At 66.8% G+C, this 15,163-nt stretch carries 17 protein-coding genes; 7 read left to right on the forward strand and 10 right to left on the reverse strand.

Going from position 1 to position 15,163, the window contains the following annotated elements; all coding sequences use genetic code 11:
• The first annotated feature begins 1 nt into the window (after position 1).
• Genes BST13_RS23885 through BST13_RS23895 form a run of 3 tightly spaced genes read left to right on the forward strand, consistent with a single transcriptional unit; the run spans position 2 to position 2,959 of the window.
• Complete coding sequence (locus BST13_RS23885) at positions 2 to 889, forward strand: GlcNAc-transferase family protein (RefSeq protein WP_083166481.1); 888 nt, start codon at positions 2 to 4, stop codon at positions 887 to 889.
• Entirely contained in the window at positions 886 to 1,494 is a 609-nt protein-coding gene (locus BST13_RS23890) for a 2OG-Fe(II) oxygenase (RefSeq protein ID WP_083166482.1), read from the forward strand. The genes BST13_RS23885 and BST13_RS23890 overlap by 4 nt, the downstream gene beginning before the upstream one ends.
• A gap of 37 nt (positions 1,495 to 1,531) precedes the next feature.
• Positions 1,532 to 2,959: an MFS transporter gene (locus tag BST13_RS23895; protein WP_083166545.1), complete on the forward strand. Its 1,428-nt coding sequence runs from the start codon at positions 1,532 to 1,534 to the stop codon at positions 2,957 to 2,959.
• Positions 2,960 to 2,963: 4 nt separating this feature from the next.
• Here BST13_RS23895 and BST13_RS23900 read toward each other — a convergent pair whose 3' ends face one another.
• Together BST13_RS23900 and BST13_RS23905 are read right to left on the reverse strand one after the other, a co-directional pair.
• Complete coding sequence (locus BST13_RS23900; protein ID WP_083166546.1) at positions 2,964 to 3,845, reverse strand: LLM class flavin-dependent oxidoreductase; 882 nt, start codon at positions 3,843 to 3,845, stop codon at positions 2,964 to 2,966.
• A gap of 13 nt (positions 3,846 to 3,858) precedes the next feature.
• Positions 3,859 to 5,001 (reverse strand): TDT family transporter, encoded by a 1,143-nt coding sequence (locus BST13_RS23905; protein ID WP_083166483.1) that lies wholly within the window; start codon positions 4,999 to 5,001, stop codon positions 3,859 to 3,861.
• Positions 5,002 to 5,106: 105 nt separating this feature from the next.
• On the opposite strand from BST13_RS23905, the gene BST13_RS23910 reads away from it, so the two are divergent.
• Genes BST13_RS23910 through BST13_RS23920 form a run of 3 tightly spaced genes read left to right on the forward strand, consistent with a single transcriptional unit; the run spans position 5,107 to position 7,972 of the window.
• The gene (locus BST13_RS23910) at positions 5,107 to 6,414 is read left to right on the forward strand and encodes a sensor histidine kinase (RefSeq protein ID WP_083166484.1); all 1,308 of its coding nucleotides are present in this window, start codon (positions 5,107 to 5,109) and stop codon (positions 6,412 to 6,414) included.
• On the forward strand, positions 6,402 to 7,046 hold the full coding sequence (locus BST13_RS23915; RefSeq protein ID WP_083166485.1) for a response regulator transcription factor: 645 nt from the start codon (positions 6,402 to 6,404) through the stop codon (positions 7,044 to 7,046). Before BST13_RS23910 ends, BST13_RS23915 begins: the two co-directional genes overlap by 13 nt.
• Positions 7,047 to 7,087: 41 nt before the next feature.
• A complete protein-coding gene (locus BST13_RS23920; protein WP_083166486.1) occupies positions 7,088 to 7,972 on the forward strand; it encodes a DUF4097 family beta strand repeat-containing protein in 885 nt (294 codons plus the stop codon).
• An 18-nt stretch (positions 7,973 to 7,990) separates the two neighbouring features.
• Here BST13_RS23920 and BST13_RS23925 read toward each other — a convergent pair whose 3' ends face one another.
• Positions 7,991 to 8,515, reverse strand: a complete 525-nt coding sequence (locus BST13_RS23925; RefSeq protein ID WP_083166547.1) for a GNAT family N-acetyltransferase — start codon at positions 8,513 to 8,515, stop codon at positions 7,991 to 7,993.
• A 55-nt stretch (positions 8,516 to 8,570) separates the two neighbouring features.
• On the opposite strand from BST13_RS23925, the gene BST13_RS23930 reads away from it, so the two are divergent.
• The gene (locus BST13_RS23930) at positions 8,571 to 8,954 is read left to right on the forward strand and encodes a VOC family protein (protein WP_083166487.1); all 384 of its coding nucleotides are present in this window, start codon (positions 8,571 to 8,573) and stop codon (positions 8,952 to 8,954) included.
• Between the two features lie 8 nt (positions 8,955 to 8,962).
• Here BST13_RS23930 and BST13_RS23935 read toward each other — a convergent pair whose 3' ends face one another.
• From BST13_RS23935 to cysD, 7 genes are all read right to left on the reverse strand, one after another.
• Entirely contained in the window at positions 8,963 to 9,433 is a 471-nt protein-coding gene (locus BST13_RS23935; RefSeq protein WP_083166488.1) for an Rrf2 family transcriptional regulator, read from the reverse strand.
• A gap of 19 nt (positions 9,434 to 9,452) precedes the next feature.
• Positions 9,453 to 10,118 (reverse strand): pyridoxamine 5'-phosphate oxidase family protein, encoded by a 666-nt coding sequence (locus BST13_RS23940; RefSeq protein WP_083166489.1) that lies wholly within the window; start codon positions 10,116 to 10,118, stop codon positions 9,453 to 9,455.
• Positions 10,119 to 10,124: 6 nt separating this feature from the next.
• Entirely contained in the window at positions 10,125 to 10,721 is a 597-nt protein-coding gene (locus tag BST13_RS23945) for a cysteine hydrolase family protein (protein ID WP_083166490.1), read from the reverse strand.
• Between the two features lie 68 nt (positions 10,722 to 10,789).
• The gene (locus BST13_RS23950; protein WP_142282829.1) at positions 10,790 to 11,503 is read right to left on the reverse strand and encodes a hypothetical protein; all 714 of its coding nucleotides are present in this window, start codon (positions 11,501 to 11,503) and stop codon (positions 10,790 to 10,792) included.
• Positions 11,504 to 11,604: 101 nt separating this feature from the next.
• A complete protein-coding gene (locus tag BST13_RS23955) occupies positions 11,605 to 12,339 on the reverse strand; it encodes a 3'(2'),5'-bisphosphate nucleotidase CysQ (protein WP_083166492.1) in 735 nt (244 codons plus the stop codon).
• Entirely contained in the window at positions 12,336 to 14,180 is a 1,845-nt protein-coding gene (gene cysC / locus BST13_RS23960; RefSeq protein ID WP_083166493.1) for an adenylyl-sulfate kinase, read from the reverse strand. The genes BST13_RS23955 and cysC overlap by 4 nt, the downstream gene beginning before the upstream one ends.
• The gene (gene cysD, locus BST13_RS23965) at positions 14,180 to 15,109 is read right to left on the reverse strand and encodes a sulfate adenylyltransferase subunit CysD (protein ID WP_083166494.1); all 930 of its coding nucleotides are present in this window, start codon (positions 15,107 to 15,109) and stop codon (positions 14,180 to 14,182) included. The genes cysC and cysD overlap by 1 nt, the downstream gene beginning before the upstream one ends.
• Positions 15,110 to 15,163: the final 54 nt, after the last annotated feature.

A 15,163-nucleotide genomic window follows, 5' to 3' on the forward strand; every position in this document is an offset into this window, starting at 1 on the left:
CATGTCAGGGCTGCCCCGGATCTACGTGCAGATCCCCGCGTATCGCGACACCGAGCTACCCAAGACCCTGCTGGATCTGTACGGCAAGGCCGCCGCGCCGGACCGGTTGCGTACGTGTGTGATCTGGCAACACGCGCCGCACGAGTCGCTGCCGTCCGAGGTGTGGGACCTGCCCGGGATCGAGATCGTCGACATCGACGCGGACCGCAGCCGCGGCTGTAACTGGGCCCGCTCCATGGCCCAACAGCGTTGGCAGGACGAGGAATACACCCTCATCATCGACTCGCACCACCGGTTCGCCCGCGGCTGGGATGACGCAGCGATCGCGATGCACCGGCAGCTGCGCGACCAGGGCGTCCGTAAACCGTTGCTGACGGCCTACTTACCGGCTTATGACCCACAGCGCGAACCCGGGGCGCGGCGCAAACGGCCGTATCGGATCATCCCCTATGGCCGGGACCGTGGCATTCTCACCAAACTGGCCAGCACACCCATACCGTGGTGGACGAGCCTCACCGAGCCCGTCGTCGCCGACTTCGTGTCGCTGCACTTCATCTTCACCGCAGGCGAATTCAATCGCGACATCCGGTTCAGCCCTCGCATCTACTTCTTCGGCGACGAGGTGGTGACGAGCGTGCGGGCATACACCCACGGCTACGACCTGTATCACCCGCACCGCATCCTGGGCTGGCATTGCTTCGACCGCGCCGGCCGGGTCCCGCACTGGAACGATCATCCGGACTGGCACCAGCAGCACGAGCGATCGCTGGCGGTGATGCGGCGGTTCTTCGCCGGTGACTACATCGACGACGTGCTCGTCCTTGGCACCGAACGCACCGTGGCCGAGTTCGAAAACCACACTCTCACACCGCTGGTCGCCCTTCGATGAGCACGCTCGCGCAGCGCCTGGAGCACGACCGCATCGCGTGGGACGACGATTTCCTCACCGCACAGGAGTGTGCGGCGTTCGCCGAAGGGCTCGAGTTCGCGTTGTGGCGGCGCAGTTCGGTGGTGTCGCGCTCGCCGGCCGGCCAGCTGAAGTCCTTCCAGTCGCCGCGGCGGACCAGCGAATCGACCACGCAGTACTGGTTTCCCGATGACTTGCGGCCACGGCTGGCCGATCTGGAATCGGCGGTGTGCACCGCGCTCGGCGTCGACGCGGCACGCCTCGAATACTGGCAGGCGTTGCGCTACGGGTACCGCACAGGCTTCAAACGCCACCACGACGCGGGACTGTTCGCGGCCGAGCCCGGCGGTGAACGCTCCACCACCGTGCTGCTGTACCTGCACTCGCCCGACGTAGGCGGAAGCACCTGGTTTCCGCACCTTCATCTCAGTGTGGCCGCCCGCGCGGGTCGCCTGCTGGCCTGGAAGAACCTGACGACAGACGGATCTCCGGATCCCGTGATGGACCATGTGGCGCGGCAGGTACGCAAGGGCCGCAAGATCGCCCTGACGACATGGGCCAGGGTGAACCATGGGGCGCGTCAATAATGCTGCACGCGCAGGTCGCCGCACCTACGATGCGATCGTGAGCCAGCCCCCGGTCGCCACGTCACCCGACGCGGGCGGCACCGCGCTCTCGCAACGCCAGATCGTGTTCATGGTTGCCGCGCTCGTCGCGTCGGTGATCTCGTTCCAGCTCAACGCCACCATGGTGGCGCCGGCCTACCACGCCATCACCGCCGAGCTGGGTCCCAATGCGTTCGTGGCGATGTCGACGTACTTCTACCTGGCCGGGGCCATCGCCAACGTGGTGCTGATCCGGTTCAGCGACTACATCGGCCGCAAACGCGTGCTGCTCGCCATCATGATCGTGCTGTGCATCGGCACGGTGCTGTGCATCGTATCCACCTCGCTGCCCCTGTTCGTCCTCGGCCGCGCCTTGCAGGGTGGGTCGAACATCACGTTCGGGCTGGCCTTCCTCATCATGCGGGAGCGGCTCAGCGGCCCGATGTTCGGCGTGTGCTGCGGCGTGATCTCGTCGATCAACGGCGGCGTGGCCGGCGGCGACGCCCTGCTGGGCGGGCTGATGGTCGATCATCTCGGCTTCCGGTCGATCTTCGTACTGATCCTCGTGGTGGGTCTGCTCGGGCTCGGATTCGCCTGGAAATCAGTGCCTTCCGATGACCCCGGCAGCCGCTCGCCGGGCCGGATGGACTGGTTGGGCGCGGCGCTCATCTCCCTGACGGTTGCGGGCATCAACCTGTTCTTCGGTGCAGGCGGTCACGAGGGCTGGACCTCGCGACCCGCGCTGATCTGGATTGCCGTCGCCGTGCTCGCCCTGATCGCGCTCATCATCGTCGACAGCCGGGTGGCGCACCCGCTGATGGCCATCAAACACATGCGCTCACGTGAGGCGTGGCCGCTGATCATCGTGACCATCCTGGTGATGGGTTCGTTCATGGTGGTCACCGGCTTCCTGGTTCCTGCGCTGGCCGAGGACACCGACTCCGGCTTCGGCCACAACGCCACCATGACGGCACTGCTGTTCCTCACGCCCGCGTCGATCGTCCAGGTCATCGCAGGCCCGTTCGTGGGCAGGCTCGCGGTCCGCATCGGGTTCGTCACCGTGCTGCGCGCGGGAATCGTGTCCTCCGTTGCGGTTACCGCGCTGCTGGCGATCTTCGCCAAACAGGAGACCATCTTCATCGGACTGATGGTGCTCTACGGGTTGGCGTTCAACGCCGTGCTGTTGACGGCGATGAGCTCACTGGGTGTCATCCAGGCTTCCGACGAGGAGCCGGGCGCCCTGCCCGGTATCGCCAACGCCAGCTACGGCATCGGGGCGTCGCTCGGATTCGCCTGGGCCGGACCGATAGTCGGGTCCGGCACCGACACGACCTTCCAACACGCGTTCTGGGTCTGCATGGCCATCGGTGCGGTCGCGCTCGTGTTCAGTGTCGTCTTGAAACCCAAACCGGGCCCGTTGGTGGCGACGGTCGGACTGTCCCACTAGAGACTCACGTGAAGTCGCTCACCACCTCGGCCGCGCGGTGCACCTGGTCGAGATCGGAGCTGGTCGGGATCAGGTGCACCTCATCGGTGCCGATCGCCGCGAATCGCTGCAACGTGTCTGCCAGTTCGTCCTGCGAACCGGACCAGCCCGTGGTCGGGGCGATGGCATCGACGTATTCGGTGGGAATCCAGTTCATGTAGCGGCGCAGATGACGACGCACCTGGTCGCGGGCGACGTCGGCGGGTCCTACGGCGAACCAGAATGATGTCGCCAGATGTGGTGCCGGTTTGCCGGCCCGTGCCCAGGCGCCACGGGCGACGTCGAACAACTCGTTCTGCTTACCGGTATCGAGATCCATTGTGATGCCTGCCAATCCGTCGGCCCACGATGCCGCACTGCGCACGGTCTTCGGCCCGATCGTCCCCACCAACAGTGGCGGGCCACCTGCCCGTACCGGCGCCGGGCCGACGGGCAACACCGAATCGGTGATCTTCTCCCCCGCCCACACCCGGCGCATGATCTCGACCCGCTCGGCCATCCCGCGCATGGTCTGAGTCTTGGGGTCCGCACCCACCGCGTGATAATCCTCGTGTCTGCCGCCGATTCCGATGCCCACGGTCAGTCGCCCGCCGCTGAGCAGATCGCCGGTGGCCAAGGCTTTTGCGCACACCACCGGATCGTGCAGCTGCGGCACGATCACGGTGGTGACCAGCTGCACCCGGTCGGTCCACGCTGCCAGCGCACCCAGCAACGTGAGGCTGTCCGGGTTGTCGAACGCAATGCGTTCACCCCAACACAGCGACGAGAACGGCCCCTCGTCCACAGTCCTGGCCCACGACCTGAGCAGTGCGGCGTCAAGATCCGGCTCCATCACCGGCATGGTCATCCCGACCCGCATGTCAGCGCACCGGATCCTTGTGCGCTTTGACCGGTCCGGTGGCCGGTGGCGGCTGGAACAGGTTGCCGCGCAAGCTGCCTCGCGTCGTGCGCACCGCGACCAGACACCAGGTGAACAGCAACCCGGCGTACGCGACCACCGCGGCGACCTTGAACACCGGAAGATGGGTGTGCACCGCCAATTGTGTGGTTCCCGTGACGAACGTGCCGACGGGGAACGTCAGGCTCCACCACGTCAGCGCGAACGGCATGCCGCGGCGCAAGGTACGCACCGTCAGTCCGGTGGCCAACGCGATCCACAACACCGCGAAACCCCACATCGGGACCCCGAACAGAACGCTGAAAACGCTGAATCCGGCCGCAATCTCACGGTCGACAGCCAAGGCGGCATTCGTGCCGAGGAGCCCGGCGGCGGTGATGGACTGGCCGACCGGCCCCAACACGATCCACAACGTCGGTACCCGTGCGGTTCCCGATGTGCCGTAGTGGGTGAGCCTGCTCCAGATCATCGAGATGATCAGCAGTGCCGCCACCAAGGACAGTCCGAACATCGCAAAACAGCCGTAGAGCATGGTGGCCCGGCCGGTTCCGGGGTCCATGTGCGGGATCAGCAGGGCACCGGTGGCCGCCGAGACCATCGGTGGCACCACGGGCATCAGCCAACCGCCGAACGCAGCATCGGGCTCGACATTGTGCTGGGTGAACATGAGATACGGAATGCTGACCGCGGTGAACAAGCCGCCCAGCGTTCCCGCGGTCCACAGCACCCAGCACAGGTCGATCGCGATCCGTGCGCCGATCAGGTCTCGGCCCACCAGAATGGCGCCTGAGCCCACCGTCATCAGCGCCATGGGTGCGGCCCCGTAGAAGTGCGCCATCTGCGGGTTGCGCGCGTGAGAGCGGGCCACCGTGGGGTGCCGCAGCCAGTGCCCGCCGACCAACGCGATCAGCACGATCAGCAGCAGCGCGGCGATGATCCATACCACCTCGGCGAAGGCCCGCAGCCCGGTGAACTGGACTGGGAGAGTGGCAGCCGCCGTCGCTACGATCCCGGTTCCCATCACCGAGGCGAACCAGTTCGGCCCGATGTTGCCCAACACCTCGACACGTGACCGGGGTTCATCGGGAGTAGACGATGTGGCCATGGCCGCACCCTACGTCCTGGCTGGGGCGCGACCGGGGGATATCCCCCACCCGGTTCGCGGGAAAACGCTGTGTCGCCGAGCCCGACAACTTCGTAGGTTGATGGCATGGTCGCAATCAGCGAAACGGGTCCACCCGTCGTTCCCGCACCCGCCCGGCCCCGCACGCTACCGCGCAACATCGGCGTGACGCCGACGGCATCGATGATCACCGGTGCCGCGGCGGCGCTGCTGTGGAGCTGGATCCCGTTGTCGGTCATGATCATCGGCATCTCGTCGATCCCGTCGCTGGTCGGCTTCGCGCTCGCGGCAGTAGTGTTCATCTACCTGATGCGCGGGGTCGAATGGGTGGAACGCGTCCGCAGCGAGGCGGTTTTCGGCCTGCGCATCGGTGTTCCACCGCGCCGGCTCTCCCCGTACACCGGGTTCCAGGGCTGGGCGCATCAACTGTGGCTGGACGTCAGTGGCACCCGGTTCTGGAAGGCCGTGGCCCAGCATTTCCTGCGGATGACCTACGACCTGCTCGCCACCGGCCTGGCCTTCGGACTGCTGGCCTTCGCATTCCTGGGCCCGGCGGCGTCGATCGCCATCCGGCACAGTGACGACAAGGCCGGCCTGGTGTTCATCTCGCCACCGATCGCGTGGCTGCTGGCCGTCATCGCATTCACCGTCGCGCTGGCCGTGCTGGTGTTCGCGCCCGCACTCGATGCCGCGATCGACCGCTGGCTGTTGTCGCCATCGCCCACCGCGGCATTGCAGTATCAGGTCAGCGCACTGGCCGATGCCCGGGAAGGCGCGGTGTCCTCGGCTCAGACCGAAAGACACCGCATCGAGCGCGATCTGCACGACAGTGTGCAGCCGCGGCTGGTGTCCCTGGCGATGACGATCGGGCTGGCCCAGACCAAGCTGGACACCGATCTACCTGCCGCCAAGGCCCTGATCACCGAAGCGCACGATGACGCCAAGAGCGCTCTGGTGGAGCTGCGCAACGTGGTGCGTGGCATCGCACCGACCATCCTGGCCGATCGCGGACTGGACGCCGCACTGTCCTCGGTGGTGCAACGCGCCGAAACCTCGGGTGTGCCAACGACTTTGCACGTCGAACTGCCGCAGCGGCTGCCCGACGAGGTCGAATCGGTGGCGTACTTCGTCGTCGCCGAGGCCCTGACCAACATCGCCAAACACGCCAACGCAACCCAGGCGGTGGTCACTGTGCGGTGGGACCCGTCGGCGAATGTGCTGCACGTGTCAGTGTTCGACGACGGTGCGGGCGGGGCGGTGATCGGGACCGACGAGAACGCCACGGGCCTGCGCGGGCTCGATGAACGGGTGCGGGCTGCCGGTGGATCGTTCGGGGTGTCCAGTCCGGTCACCGGACCGACGATCGTCACGGCGGTGCTGCCATGCGCATCGTGATCGCCGAGGACTCCGCCCTGCTGCGCGCCGGTATCGAGCGGATCCTCGCCGACGCCGGGCACGAGGTCGTCGCCGGTGTGCCCGACGCCACCAACCTGCTGCGGCTGGTCAACGACAAGCGTCCGGACCTGGCCATCGTCGACGTACGGATGCCACCCACCTTCACCGACGAGGGCATCCGTGCAGCGGCCCTGTTACGCAAGCAGAACCCCGATTCCGCAGTGCTCGTGCTGTCCCACTATGTCGAGGAGCGCTACGCCGCTGACCTGATCACCTCGGACACAAAGGGTTTCGGCTATCTGCTCAAAGACCGGGTCGCCGACGTACCGGCCTTTCTCGATGCCGTCACGGTGGTGGGTGGCGGCGGCACAGTGCTCGATCCCGAGGTGGTGTCACAGATCTTGGTGCGTTCCCACCGGCGCAGCGCGCTGGACCAACTGACTCCACGCGAACACGACGTGCTGCAACTCATGGCAGAGGGCAGGACCAACTCCGCCATCGCTGGCGCGCTGCACATCTCGGTCGGCTCGGCCGAGAAGCACATCGCCTCGATCTTCACCAAACTCGACCTGGCTCCCGACGAGAGCGAGAACCGCCGCGTGCTGGCCGTGCTCCGCTATCTCGAGTCGTAGCCCTACGTCGTCAAATACACACCCCGGGAAGGACTTCCAACGTGCAGACCCTCACGCCCCCACCGATAGCCGCGCAGCCGCCGCAGCTGTCCTCGGGCGGGCGCACCGCCTTGCGCCTGACCCTGATCGCCATCGCCGCACTGGTGGTCGCCACGACCGTGGCAGCGCTGGGCGTGACCGCGTGGGGCGTCAGCGCGCTACGGGTCATCACCGACAGCCAGGCGCTGCCGTCGACCATGCGCGCCCTGGTGATCGACACCGCGCGTATCCCCGTCGCGATCCGCATCACCGCGGACCGCGAAACCCGCGAACCCAAAGCCGATCTGCGCCTGCTCAACACCACGCACAGCGGAGCCCACCAGCTCTCGGTGAGCACCGTCGGCGGCGAAACGCGCGTCACCATCGCGGGTAACCCCGGTCCGATGCTGGCATGGGCCCGTGGCGGCGAGATCACCGTCGCGCTGCCGCCCGATCAGGCGCGCCGGTTGACCGTGCGTACCCAGCAGGAGTTCGGCGCCGTCATCGCACAGGCCGACCTGGACCAGCTGGAAGCCCGCACCAACGACGGCGAGATCATCCTGCTCGGTGGTGCACGGCGGATCGAGGTGCACACCGTGGACGGTTCGGTCACCACCCGCGACCCCATAGCGGTGTCCGAGCAGTTCATCGCGAGCACATCTGACGGCGACGTCACCGTCGACTTCCGCGACACCGCGCCGCGCAGTGTCGAGGCCATCACCCGCAACGGCGATGTCGCGATCGGGCTGCCCGAACGCGGACCGTACCTGGTGCGCACCCAGACCAGCGGGTCGACCGATGTGCAGGTGCCCGAGACCAACAGCCCGGACACCGCGGTCGCCCAGATCACCGCCCGCTCCTCTGACGGCGACGTGGTGGTGCAACAGCTCTCGCTGCGCAACCGCTGAGACGAGACCGATGGCCCGCTACCGCAACGCTTTTCCGAACAGCAGCACGTCCTGGGGTTCTTCGCTGATGTTCGGGAACATCGAGTAGCGGGCCAGCCGGCCCTCCGCCGCCAGACCGCACCGGCGCAGCACTCCGGCCGACGCGGCATTGTCGACATGGCAGAACGCCGACACCCGGTACACCGCGGTATCGCGCACGATCTCATCGAGCAGCACCGCGACCGCCTCAGACATCAGTCCCCGGCCCCACCACTTTCGCGCGAGGCAGTAGCCCAACTCGACCTCGTGCGGCTGGCGGTACCGGCGGGCACACAGGCCGATTGCTTCGCCATCCACCTCGATCAATCGCGTAATCTCCTTGTCCGCGTTGAACAACGACGTGATCACGCGGCGCGTCTCGGCCACGTCAGGATGCGGGCGCCAGGCCAGGTACCGCGTCACCTCGGGATCGGAGGAGATGCGGGTGAACATCGCGTCGGCGTCGGTGACTGCGGGAGCCCGTAGCCGCACCCGCGGTCCGGTCAGTGTCGGTACCTCGGACATCCCCATATCCTGCACCGTTGCCGACGATGTCGGCGCAGGGGTTTACTCGATTTACATGGCCATCACCTTCAACCACACCATCGTCGCCGCCAGGGACCGTGAGGAGTCGGCGAGCTTCTTCACCGACCTGTTCGGCCTGCCCAGCGCCAAAGAATTCGGACACTTCCTGGCCGTGACGCTCAACCACGGGGTCAGTCTCGACTACGCACAAGTGGGTCCCGAGGAAGACATTCGGCCGCAGCACTACGCCTTCCTGGTGTCCGAGGACGAGTTCGACGCGATCTACGGCCGCATCCGGGAACGCGGACTGCAGCACTGGGCGGATCCACGGGCTGCGCGGCCCGGCGAGATCAACCACAACGACGGCGGCCGCGGGGTGTACTTCCAGGACCCCTCGGGCCATTACCTGGAGATCATCACCCGGCCGTACGGCGGCTGAGCACCCGCTCAGCCGTGACCCCGCTGCGCCTCTTGACTGATGTAGGCGCCGGCCAATTTCACGACGTGGCCAGGCAACGTGCCGCTGGCCACGTCGGCCAGGCTGGTTTCCTCAAGCACCGACCGCATGCTGGCCCGCAACGCCCGCCACACGTCGGTGAGCGCAGCCGTCGGGCCCGAGTACGGAAGATCGCCCAACCCGATGTCGCGGACGCTGGCCAATGGGCCGTCGATGCAACGCAGCACGTCGGCGATGCTGATCGCGTCGGCCGGACGGGCCAACTCGTAGCCACCGTCGCGGCCACGGTGGCTGCGGACCAGACGGTCGGTCCGCAGGTCGGACAGGATGTCGACCAGGAACTGCGCCGGGATGCCCTGCGCCTTGGCCAGATCATCGGTTTTGACTAGATCGCCCTCGCCGACGGTAGCCAGTTCGACCATGGCGCGGACGGCGTACTCCGCCTTCGCCGACATCCGCATGGTGTGGATTCTGCCAGCGTTACCGAGGGGCGGTGTTGCGCAGGGCACCCGTCATGGCGCGTACCGACGGCGGCACAGGCGTACCCGGCGCGACATCCGGGGCGGTTTGCGGCGGCCCGTACTGCGTCGTCAGCGGCACCACCCCGGCCCAGGCGCCTGCGGCGACATCCTCCGGCGGATCCTCGGGCCAGCCGTCGCTGATCTTCAACGACCAGTTGTCGACACCGATGGGCAACCGCAACGCCAGCGTCGCGGCAAGTTCCTTGGCGGTGCTGTCCCGCAGTTCGGCGACGCGGCCCGGCACGAACGTATCGGTCAAGAGCTGCAGGTACGCGGTCTTGTCCTCGGCGGCGATGCGCTCGAACGTCCCGAACACCACCGCACTGCGATAGGCGAACGACGACTCGAAAGCACTGCGCGCCACCGTCACCCCGTCCAGCGCGGTGACCGACACCGCGACCGGGGCCCCATCTGCCAGCGCCCGCATCCAAGGTGATCCCGTCGAACCGTGGATGACGAGATCGTCGTCGATGCGGGCGAATCCGATCGGGAACACCACGGGGTGACCGTCGCGGACAAGGGCGACGGTCGCCAGCGGTGTGCTGTCGAGCAGCTGGTCGAGCCGGCTGCGGGAGGTGCTCTGCAGCTCGGCGAGCCGGGTCACCTGGGTGTCGGGGCGCGTCATGGTGGGTTAGTCAGGGATGTCGGCCGTGCCGGGCACCACGAGCGCGAACAGATCGGCCAGCGCTGCCAGGCTTGCGGCTTGCAACGCCGGGGCGGATACCGCTTGACCGTCCGGGCCGGCCAGGCTGCGGGTGGCCGTCGCGGCGGCCACGACCGTGGGTGCGTACCCGAGGTTGAATGCGCCGCGGGCGGTGGAGTTCACGCACATGTGGGTCATGAAGCCTGCGAGGACCAGGTTCGATGCGCCAAGGGCCTTGAGCCGCTCGTCGAGATCGGTCTGCACGAACGAGTTCGGGAACTGCTTCACGACCACCGGCTCGTCGCCGCGTGGTGCCACGGCGTCGACGATCGCGCCGCTCTCCCCCTCGATGTCGTACAGCGAACCGGGACCGTCGGAATGCTGGATGTGGATGATCGGAATACCGGCGGTGCGGGCACGGTCGAGCAGTGCGGCCGTCTCGTCGAGCGCAGCCTGGACGCCTTCGAGCTCCATGACCCCTTGCGTGTAGGTCTTCTGGCAGTCGATGAGCACCAGGGCGGAGTCGGCGAGACGAGCGGGTTCGACGGGCAGGCTGGCAAGTTCGCGCAGAGTGGGGCGGGTCATCTCGGTGAGCCTAGTGTCCCGTGACGGCGCTCAGGCTCCGAATGCGGGACTGCGGAGTACCGCCTCGCTCAGTCGAAGCACTGTTGCTTCAGCCGCTCGACATACGTGTCGAGCCCGGCCAGCACGGCCGGACTGTCGCGGTAATCGAGGCGCGCTCGTGAGACGTAGGAGGCGTTCTGCTCTGCGTCCCACTGGTCTCCGTCGCTCGGGTAGCGCTGGCCCGGGTCGGCTGGTGGCGCCCAGCGGAGCTCATGTTTGCGAACGAATTCGGTGATGCGTGCCAGCGCGTGCAGTTGGGGTTCGACCTCGGCGACGTGAGCGCCGTAGATTTCCCTCGGAAACGGGCAGTCACCGAACGCACCTTCCAGGGTGGCCGGGCCAGACCCCGCCGCGACGATGGCATCCCAAACAGGTTGTGCGATCAGGGCGTAGACCAAGGGGTCGCCGTCCAGTACGGCCATCGGCATCGGGGTGAACGGCTCGTCACCGTACGGTCCCGCCAGCAGCCAGGCGTCCATGATGTAGGTGAGCAGCCCCTGGAGGCCGCAATCGCCTGAAAAATCGACGACCTCGCCCTCGACTGCGGGCTTGACCACGAATCTGCCAGTGCGGTGTTGCTGTTCAAGGTAGCCGTGCAGCAATTCGACGGCTCGGTCGCTCGTCTCTGGGAAGATCGACCCGGTGCCGTCGTACTCGCCGGGGATACCAAGACTCACCGGCTCGTACCCGGAGGGGGTGCACCGCAAGACCACCACCACCGCGCCGACGTAATCAACGCTCACCCCGGTCAACATGCACTTGCAGTCAAAGAAGCCCACACCAGAATCCTGGCACGCCTGATGAGCGGCTCCCGGCGCCAATTTGCACCGGGCCGCAGCGGAGGCTACTGCGCAGCGGTGACGGCCAACACGCGCTTGGCCAACTCGGGACGGCACACCAGCAGATCGGGCAGCTTGGGATCTGCCGAGTTGTAGACCAGCGGCGAGCCGTCGATGCGTGACGTGTGCAGGCCGGCGGCCCGCGCCACGGCGACCGGTGCTGCCGAATCCCATTCGTACTGCCCACCTGCGTGCACGTACACGTCAGCGACCCCGCGGATGACGGCGGCGACTTTCGCTCCGGCCGAACCCATTTCGACCAGAGTGCCGTCGAGCGCGTCACGCACCGCAAGCGCCACGGCAGGCGGCCGGGTGCGGGACACGACCACCCGCGGCGGGCCGTCGAATGCGCGCGGCGCGGCCACCTCAGGCGTGAACAGGGTGGTGTTCTGGGCAGGCAACGCCACCGCACCCGCGACCAATTCGCCCGCCTGCCACAGGGCCACGTGGACGGCCCAATCGTCACGGCCGAGTTCGGAGAACTCCCTGGTGCCGTCCAGCGGGTCGACGATCCACACCCGGTCGGCGCTCAACCGGACCGGATCGTCCACCCCCTCTTCGGACAGCACTGCGTCGCCCGGACGGTGCGCGGCCAACTCCGCCATCAGGAAGTCGTGGGACTGCTTGTCCCCGGCCACCTTTCGCTCCTCCACCGTGGCATCGGCGAAGTCGGCACGAACATCGAGCAGCAGATCCCCAGTACGCGTGGCCAGCCGCTCCGCGAGCTCGTGGTCGTTCATCGGCCGCCCTCCAGCAGATCGATGACCGACTGCGCCAACTCGTCCGGGCTGCGGTCCGGGGTCAGCCGCAGATCCGGGTTCTTGGGCCGCTGGTACGGGCTGTCGATCCCGGTGAAGTGGGTGATCTCACCGGCCCGGGCTTTGGCATAGAGCCCCTTGGGATCTCGGCGCTCACAGTCTTCCAGCGGGGTGTCACAGAACACCTCGAAGAAGTCCAAACCCGCCTCGGTGGTGACCTTGCGCGCCAACGCACGATGCTCCTCGAGCGGGCTGATGGCAGGCACCAGCACGACCTGACCGGAGTCGGCGAGGATGGCGGCGACGTGGGCGAGCCTGCGCTGGTTCTCCGCCCGGTCGGCCATCGAGAAGCCGAGATCCGAGTTCAGCCCGTGGCGCAGATTGTCGCCGTCGAGAACGTAAGCGGGAACACCCTTTTCAAGCAGCTTCTGCTCCACCAGCATGGCCACCGACGACTTCCCCGACCCGGACAGCCCGGTGAACCAGACAGTGCGGCCCTTCGACAGCCGATCCTCCGCGGTGCACAGCGACTGGTGCCGCACCGTGTTGGGGCTCGAGGTCTCATTGCGAGTGTCACGCAGCACCATGCCCGCGGCGACAGTGCCGTTGGTGTTGGGATCGATCAGGATGAACGATCCGGTGGCGGCGTTGCGGCTGTACTCGTCGAGCAGTAGCGGCACCTGCGTGCGCAACGAGATGCGGCCCAGCTCATTGAGTTTCAGCGCCGTCGCGGACTTGTCACGGTGCAGGGTGTTGACGTCGAGGCGATAGTCCAGGCCGACCACCTTGGCCCGCGTGGTGCGGGTGGTGTGCTTGACCAGATACTCGCGACCGGGCTCCAACGACGCGTCGTCGGCCATCCAGCACACGGTGGCGTCGAAATCCTGCACCACGCGCGGCTGATTGTTCGGCCGCGCGATCATGTCACCGCGTGAGATGTCGATGTCGTCGGACAGGCTGATCGACACGGCCATCGGCGGGAAGGCCTCGTCGACGACGCCCGACGGGCCCTCGATCTCGGTGATCCGGGTCGACTTGCCCGCGGGCAATACCACGACGTCGTCGCCGGTGCGCAGCACGCCGCTGGCGACCGTGCCCGCGTAGCTGCGGTGGTCGGCATGCTGGTGCGTCTGCGGCCGGATCACGTATTGGACCGGGAAACGGACATCGACGAGATTGCGGTCACCGGCGATGTAGACGTCTTCGAGATGGCTCAGCAGCGCCGGACCCTCGTACCAGGGAGTGACATCGGATTTGGTCACCACGTTGTCGCCGTTGAGCGCCGACATCGGGATGGTGGTCACGTCATGGACGTCGAGGCGGGCCGCGAACGCGTGGAACTCGTCGCGGATGGCCTCGAATTTTTCCTGATCCCAATCGATCAGGTCCATCTTGTTGACCGCGAGCACGATGTGCTGGATGCCCAGCAGCGAGGCCAGGAACGCGTGCCGGCGCGACTGCTCGAGCAGTCCGTGGCGCGCGTCGACCAGCACGATGACCAGCTGCGCGGTGGAGGCCCCGGTCACCATGTTGCGGGTGTACTGAATGTGCCCCGGGGTGTCGGCGATGATGAATTTGCGCTTGGCCGTGGCGAAGTAGCGGTAGGCCACGTCGATCGTGATGCCCTGCTCACGCTCGGCGCGCAGGCCATCGGTGACCAGTGCCAGGTCGGTGTAGTCGTGGCCGCGTTCCTTGGAGGTGCGCTCGACGGCGGCGAGCTGGTCCTCCATGACGGCCTTGCTGTCGTAGAGCAGCCTGCCGATCAGTGTGGACTTGCCGTCATCGACGGACCCTGCGGTGGCAAGCCTCAACAACGTGCTCATCAGAAGTAGCCCTCCCGCTTACGGTCTTCCATACCCGCCTCGGAGATCCGGTCGTCGGCGCGGGTCGCGCCGCGCTCGGTCAGCCGCGACACCGCGGTCTCGGCGATCACCTCGGACACCGTGGCCGCCGTCGATTCGACACAGCCGGTGCAGGTGACGTCGCCGACGGTGCGGAAGCGCACGGACTTCTCGATCACAGGCTCATCTTTGCGCGGCTGCAGGTGCCGGTGCACGGCGAGCAGCATGCCGTCGCGCTCGAAAACCTTGCGCTGGTGGGCGTAATAGATTGTGGGCAGCTTGATCTTTTCTGCGCCGATGTAGGACCAGATGTCGAACTCGGTCCAGTTGGAGATCGGGAAGGCCCGGATGTGCTCACCCTTGTGGTGACGTCCGTTGTACAGGTTCCACAGCTCGGGGCGTTGCGCCTTGGGGTCCCACTGGCCGAACTCGTCGCGGAAGCTGAACACCCGCTCCTTGGCGCGGGCCTTCTCCTCGTCGCGGCGGGCGCCACCGAATGCGGCATCGAACTTGTTCTCCCGGATGGCCCGCAGCAGCGTGACGGTCTGCAGCGGATTGCGCGACGGGATGGTCTCGACGACGCGCCCGGCGTCGATGTCGTCCTGCACCTTGGCCACCACGAGCCGCACGCCGTGCTCGGCGACCAGCTCGTCGCGCGTCTGCAGCACCTCGTCGAAGTTGTGGCCGGTGTCGACGTGCATCACCGGGAACGGCAACCGCCCCGGCTTGAAGGCCTTGATGGCCAGGTGCAGCATCACGATCGAGTCCTTGCCGCCGGAGAACAGCAGCACGGGACGCTCGAACTCGGCGGCGACCTCGCGGATGATGTGGATGGCTTCGGCTTCGAGCGAGCGCAGATGGCTCAACTCATAGTGCCCGGCCTGTTTGTCAGCCTTGAGCGTTGCGGTCATCACTTCTCCATTAAGTTGGTAGAAATGGCCAGGATTGCAAGCATGGCCAGGAAT

It is taken from the genome of Mycobacterium aquaticum (genome assembly GCF_002086485.1).
Classification (GTDB): Bacteria; Actinomycetota; Actinomycetes; order Mycobacteriales; family Mycobacteriaceae; genus Mycobacterium; species Mycobacterium aquaticum.

Bases quoted from the DNA above. Each gene is read 5' to 3' on its own strand.
- BST13_RS23885 (WP_083166481.1), top strand. From the start codon at position 2: ATGTCAGGGCTGCCCCGGATCTACGTGCAGATCCCCGCGTATCGCGAC.
- BST13_RS23890 (WP_083166482.1), top strand. From the start codon at position 886: ATGAGCACGCTCGCGCAGCGCCTGGAGCACGACCGCATCGCGTGGGAC.
- BST13_RS23900 (WP_083166546.1), bottom strand. From the start codon at position 3,845: ATGACCATGCCGGTGATGGAGCCGGATCTTGACGCCGCACTGCTCAGG.
- BST13_RS23905 (WP_083166483.1), bottom strand. From the start codon at position 5,001: ATGGCCACATCGTCTACTCCCGATGAACCCCGGTCACGTGTCGAGGTG.
- BST13_RS23910 (WP_083166484.1), top strand. From the start codon at position 5,107: ATGGTCGCAATCAGCGAAACGGGTCCACCCGTCGTTCCCGCACCCGCC.
- BST13_RS23915 (WP_083166485.1), top strand. From the start codon at position 6,402: ATGCGCATCGTGATCGCCGAGGACTCCGCCCTGCTGCGCGCCGGTATC.
- BST13_RS23925 (WP_083166547.1), bottom strand. From the start codon at position 8,515: ATGTCCGAGGTACCGACACTGACCGGACCGCGGGTGCGGCTACGGGCT.
- BST13_RS23930 (WP_083166487.1), top strand. From the start codon at position 8,571: ATGGCCATCACCTTCAACCACACCATCGTCGCCGCCAGGGACCGTGAG.
- BST13_RS23935 (WP_083166488.1), bottom strand. From the start codon at position 9,433: ATGCGGATGTCGGCGAAGGCGGAGTACGCCGTCCGCGCCATGGTCGAA.
- BST13_RS23940 (WP_083166489.1), bottom strand. From the start codon at position 10,118: ATGACGCGCCCCGACACCCAGGTGACCCGGCTCGCCGAGCTGCAGAGC.
- BST13_RS23945 (WP_083166490.1), bottom strand. From the start codon at position 10,721: ATGACCCGCCCCACTCTGCGCGAACTTGCCAGCCTGCCCGTCGAACCC.
- BST13_RS23955 (WP_083166492.1), bottom strand. From the start codon at position 12,339: ATGAACGACCACGAGCTCGCGGAGCGGCTGGCCACGCGTACTGGGGAT.
- cysC (WP_083166493.1), bottom strand. From the start codon at position 14,180: ATGAGCACGTTGTTGAGGCTTGCCACCGCAGGGTCCGTCGATGACGGC.
- cysD (WP_083166494.1), bottom strand. From the start codon at position 15,109: ATGACCGCAACGCTCAAGGCTGACAAACAGGCCGGGCACTATGAGTTG.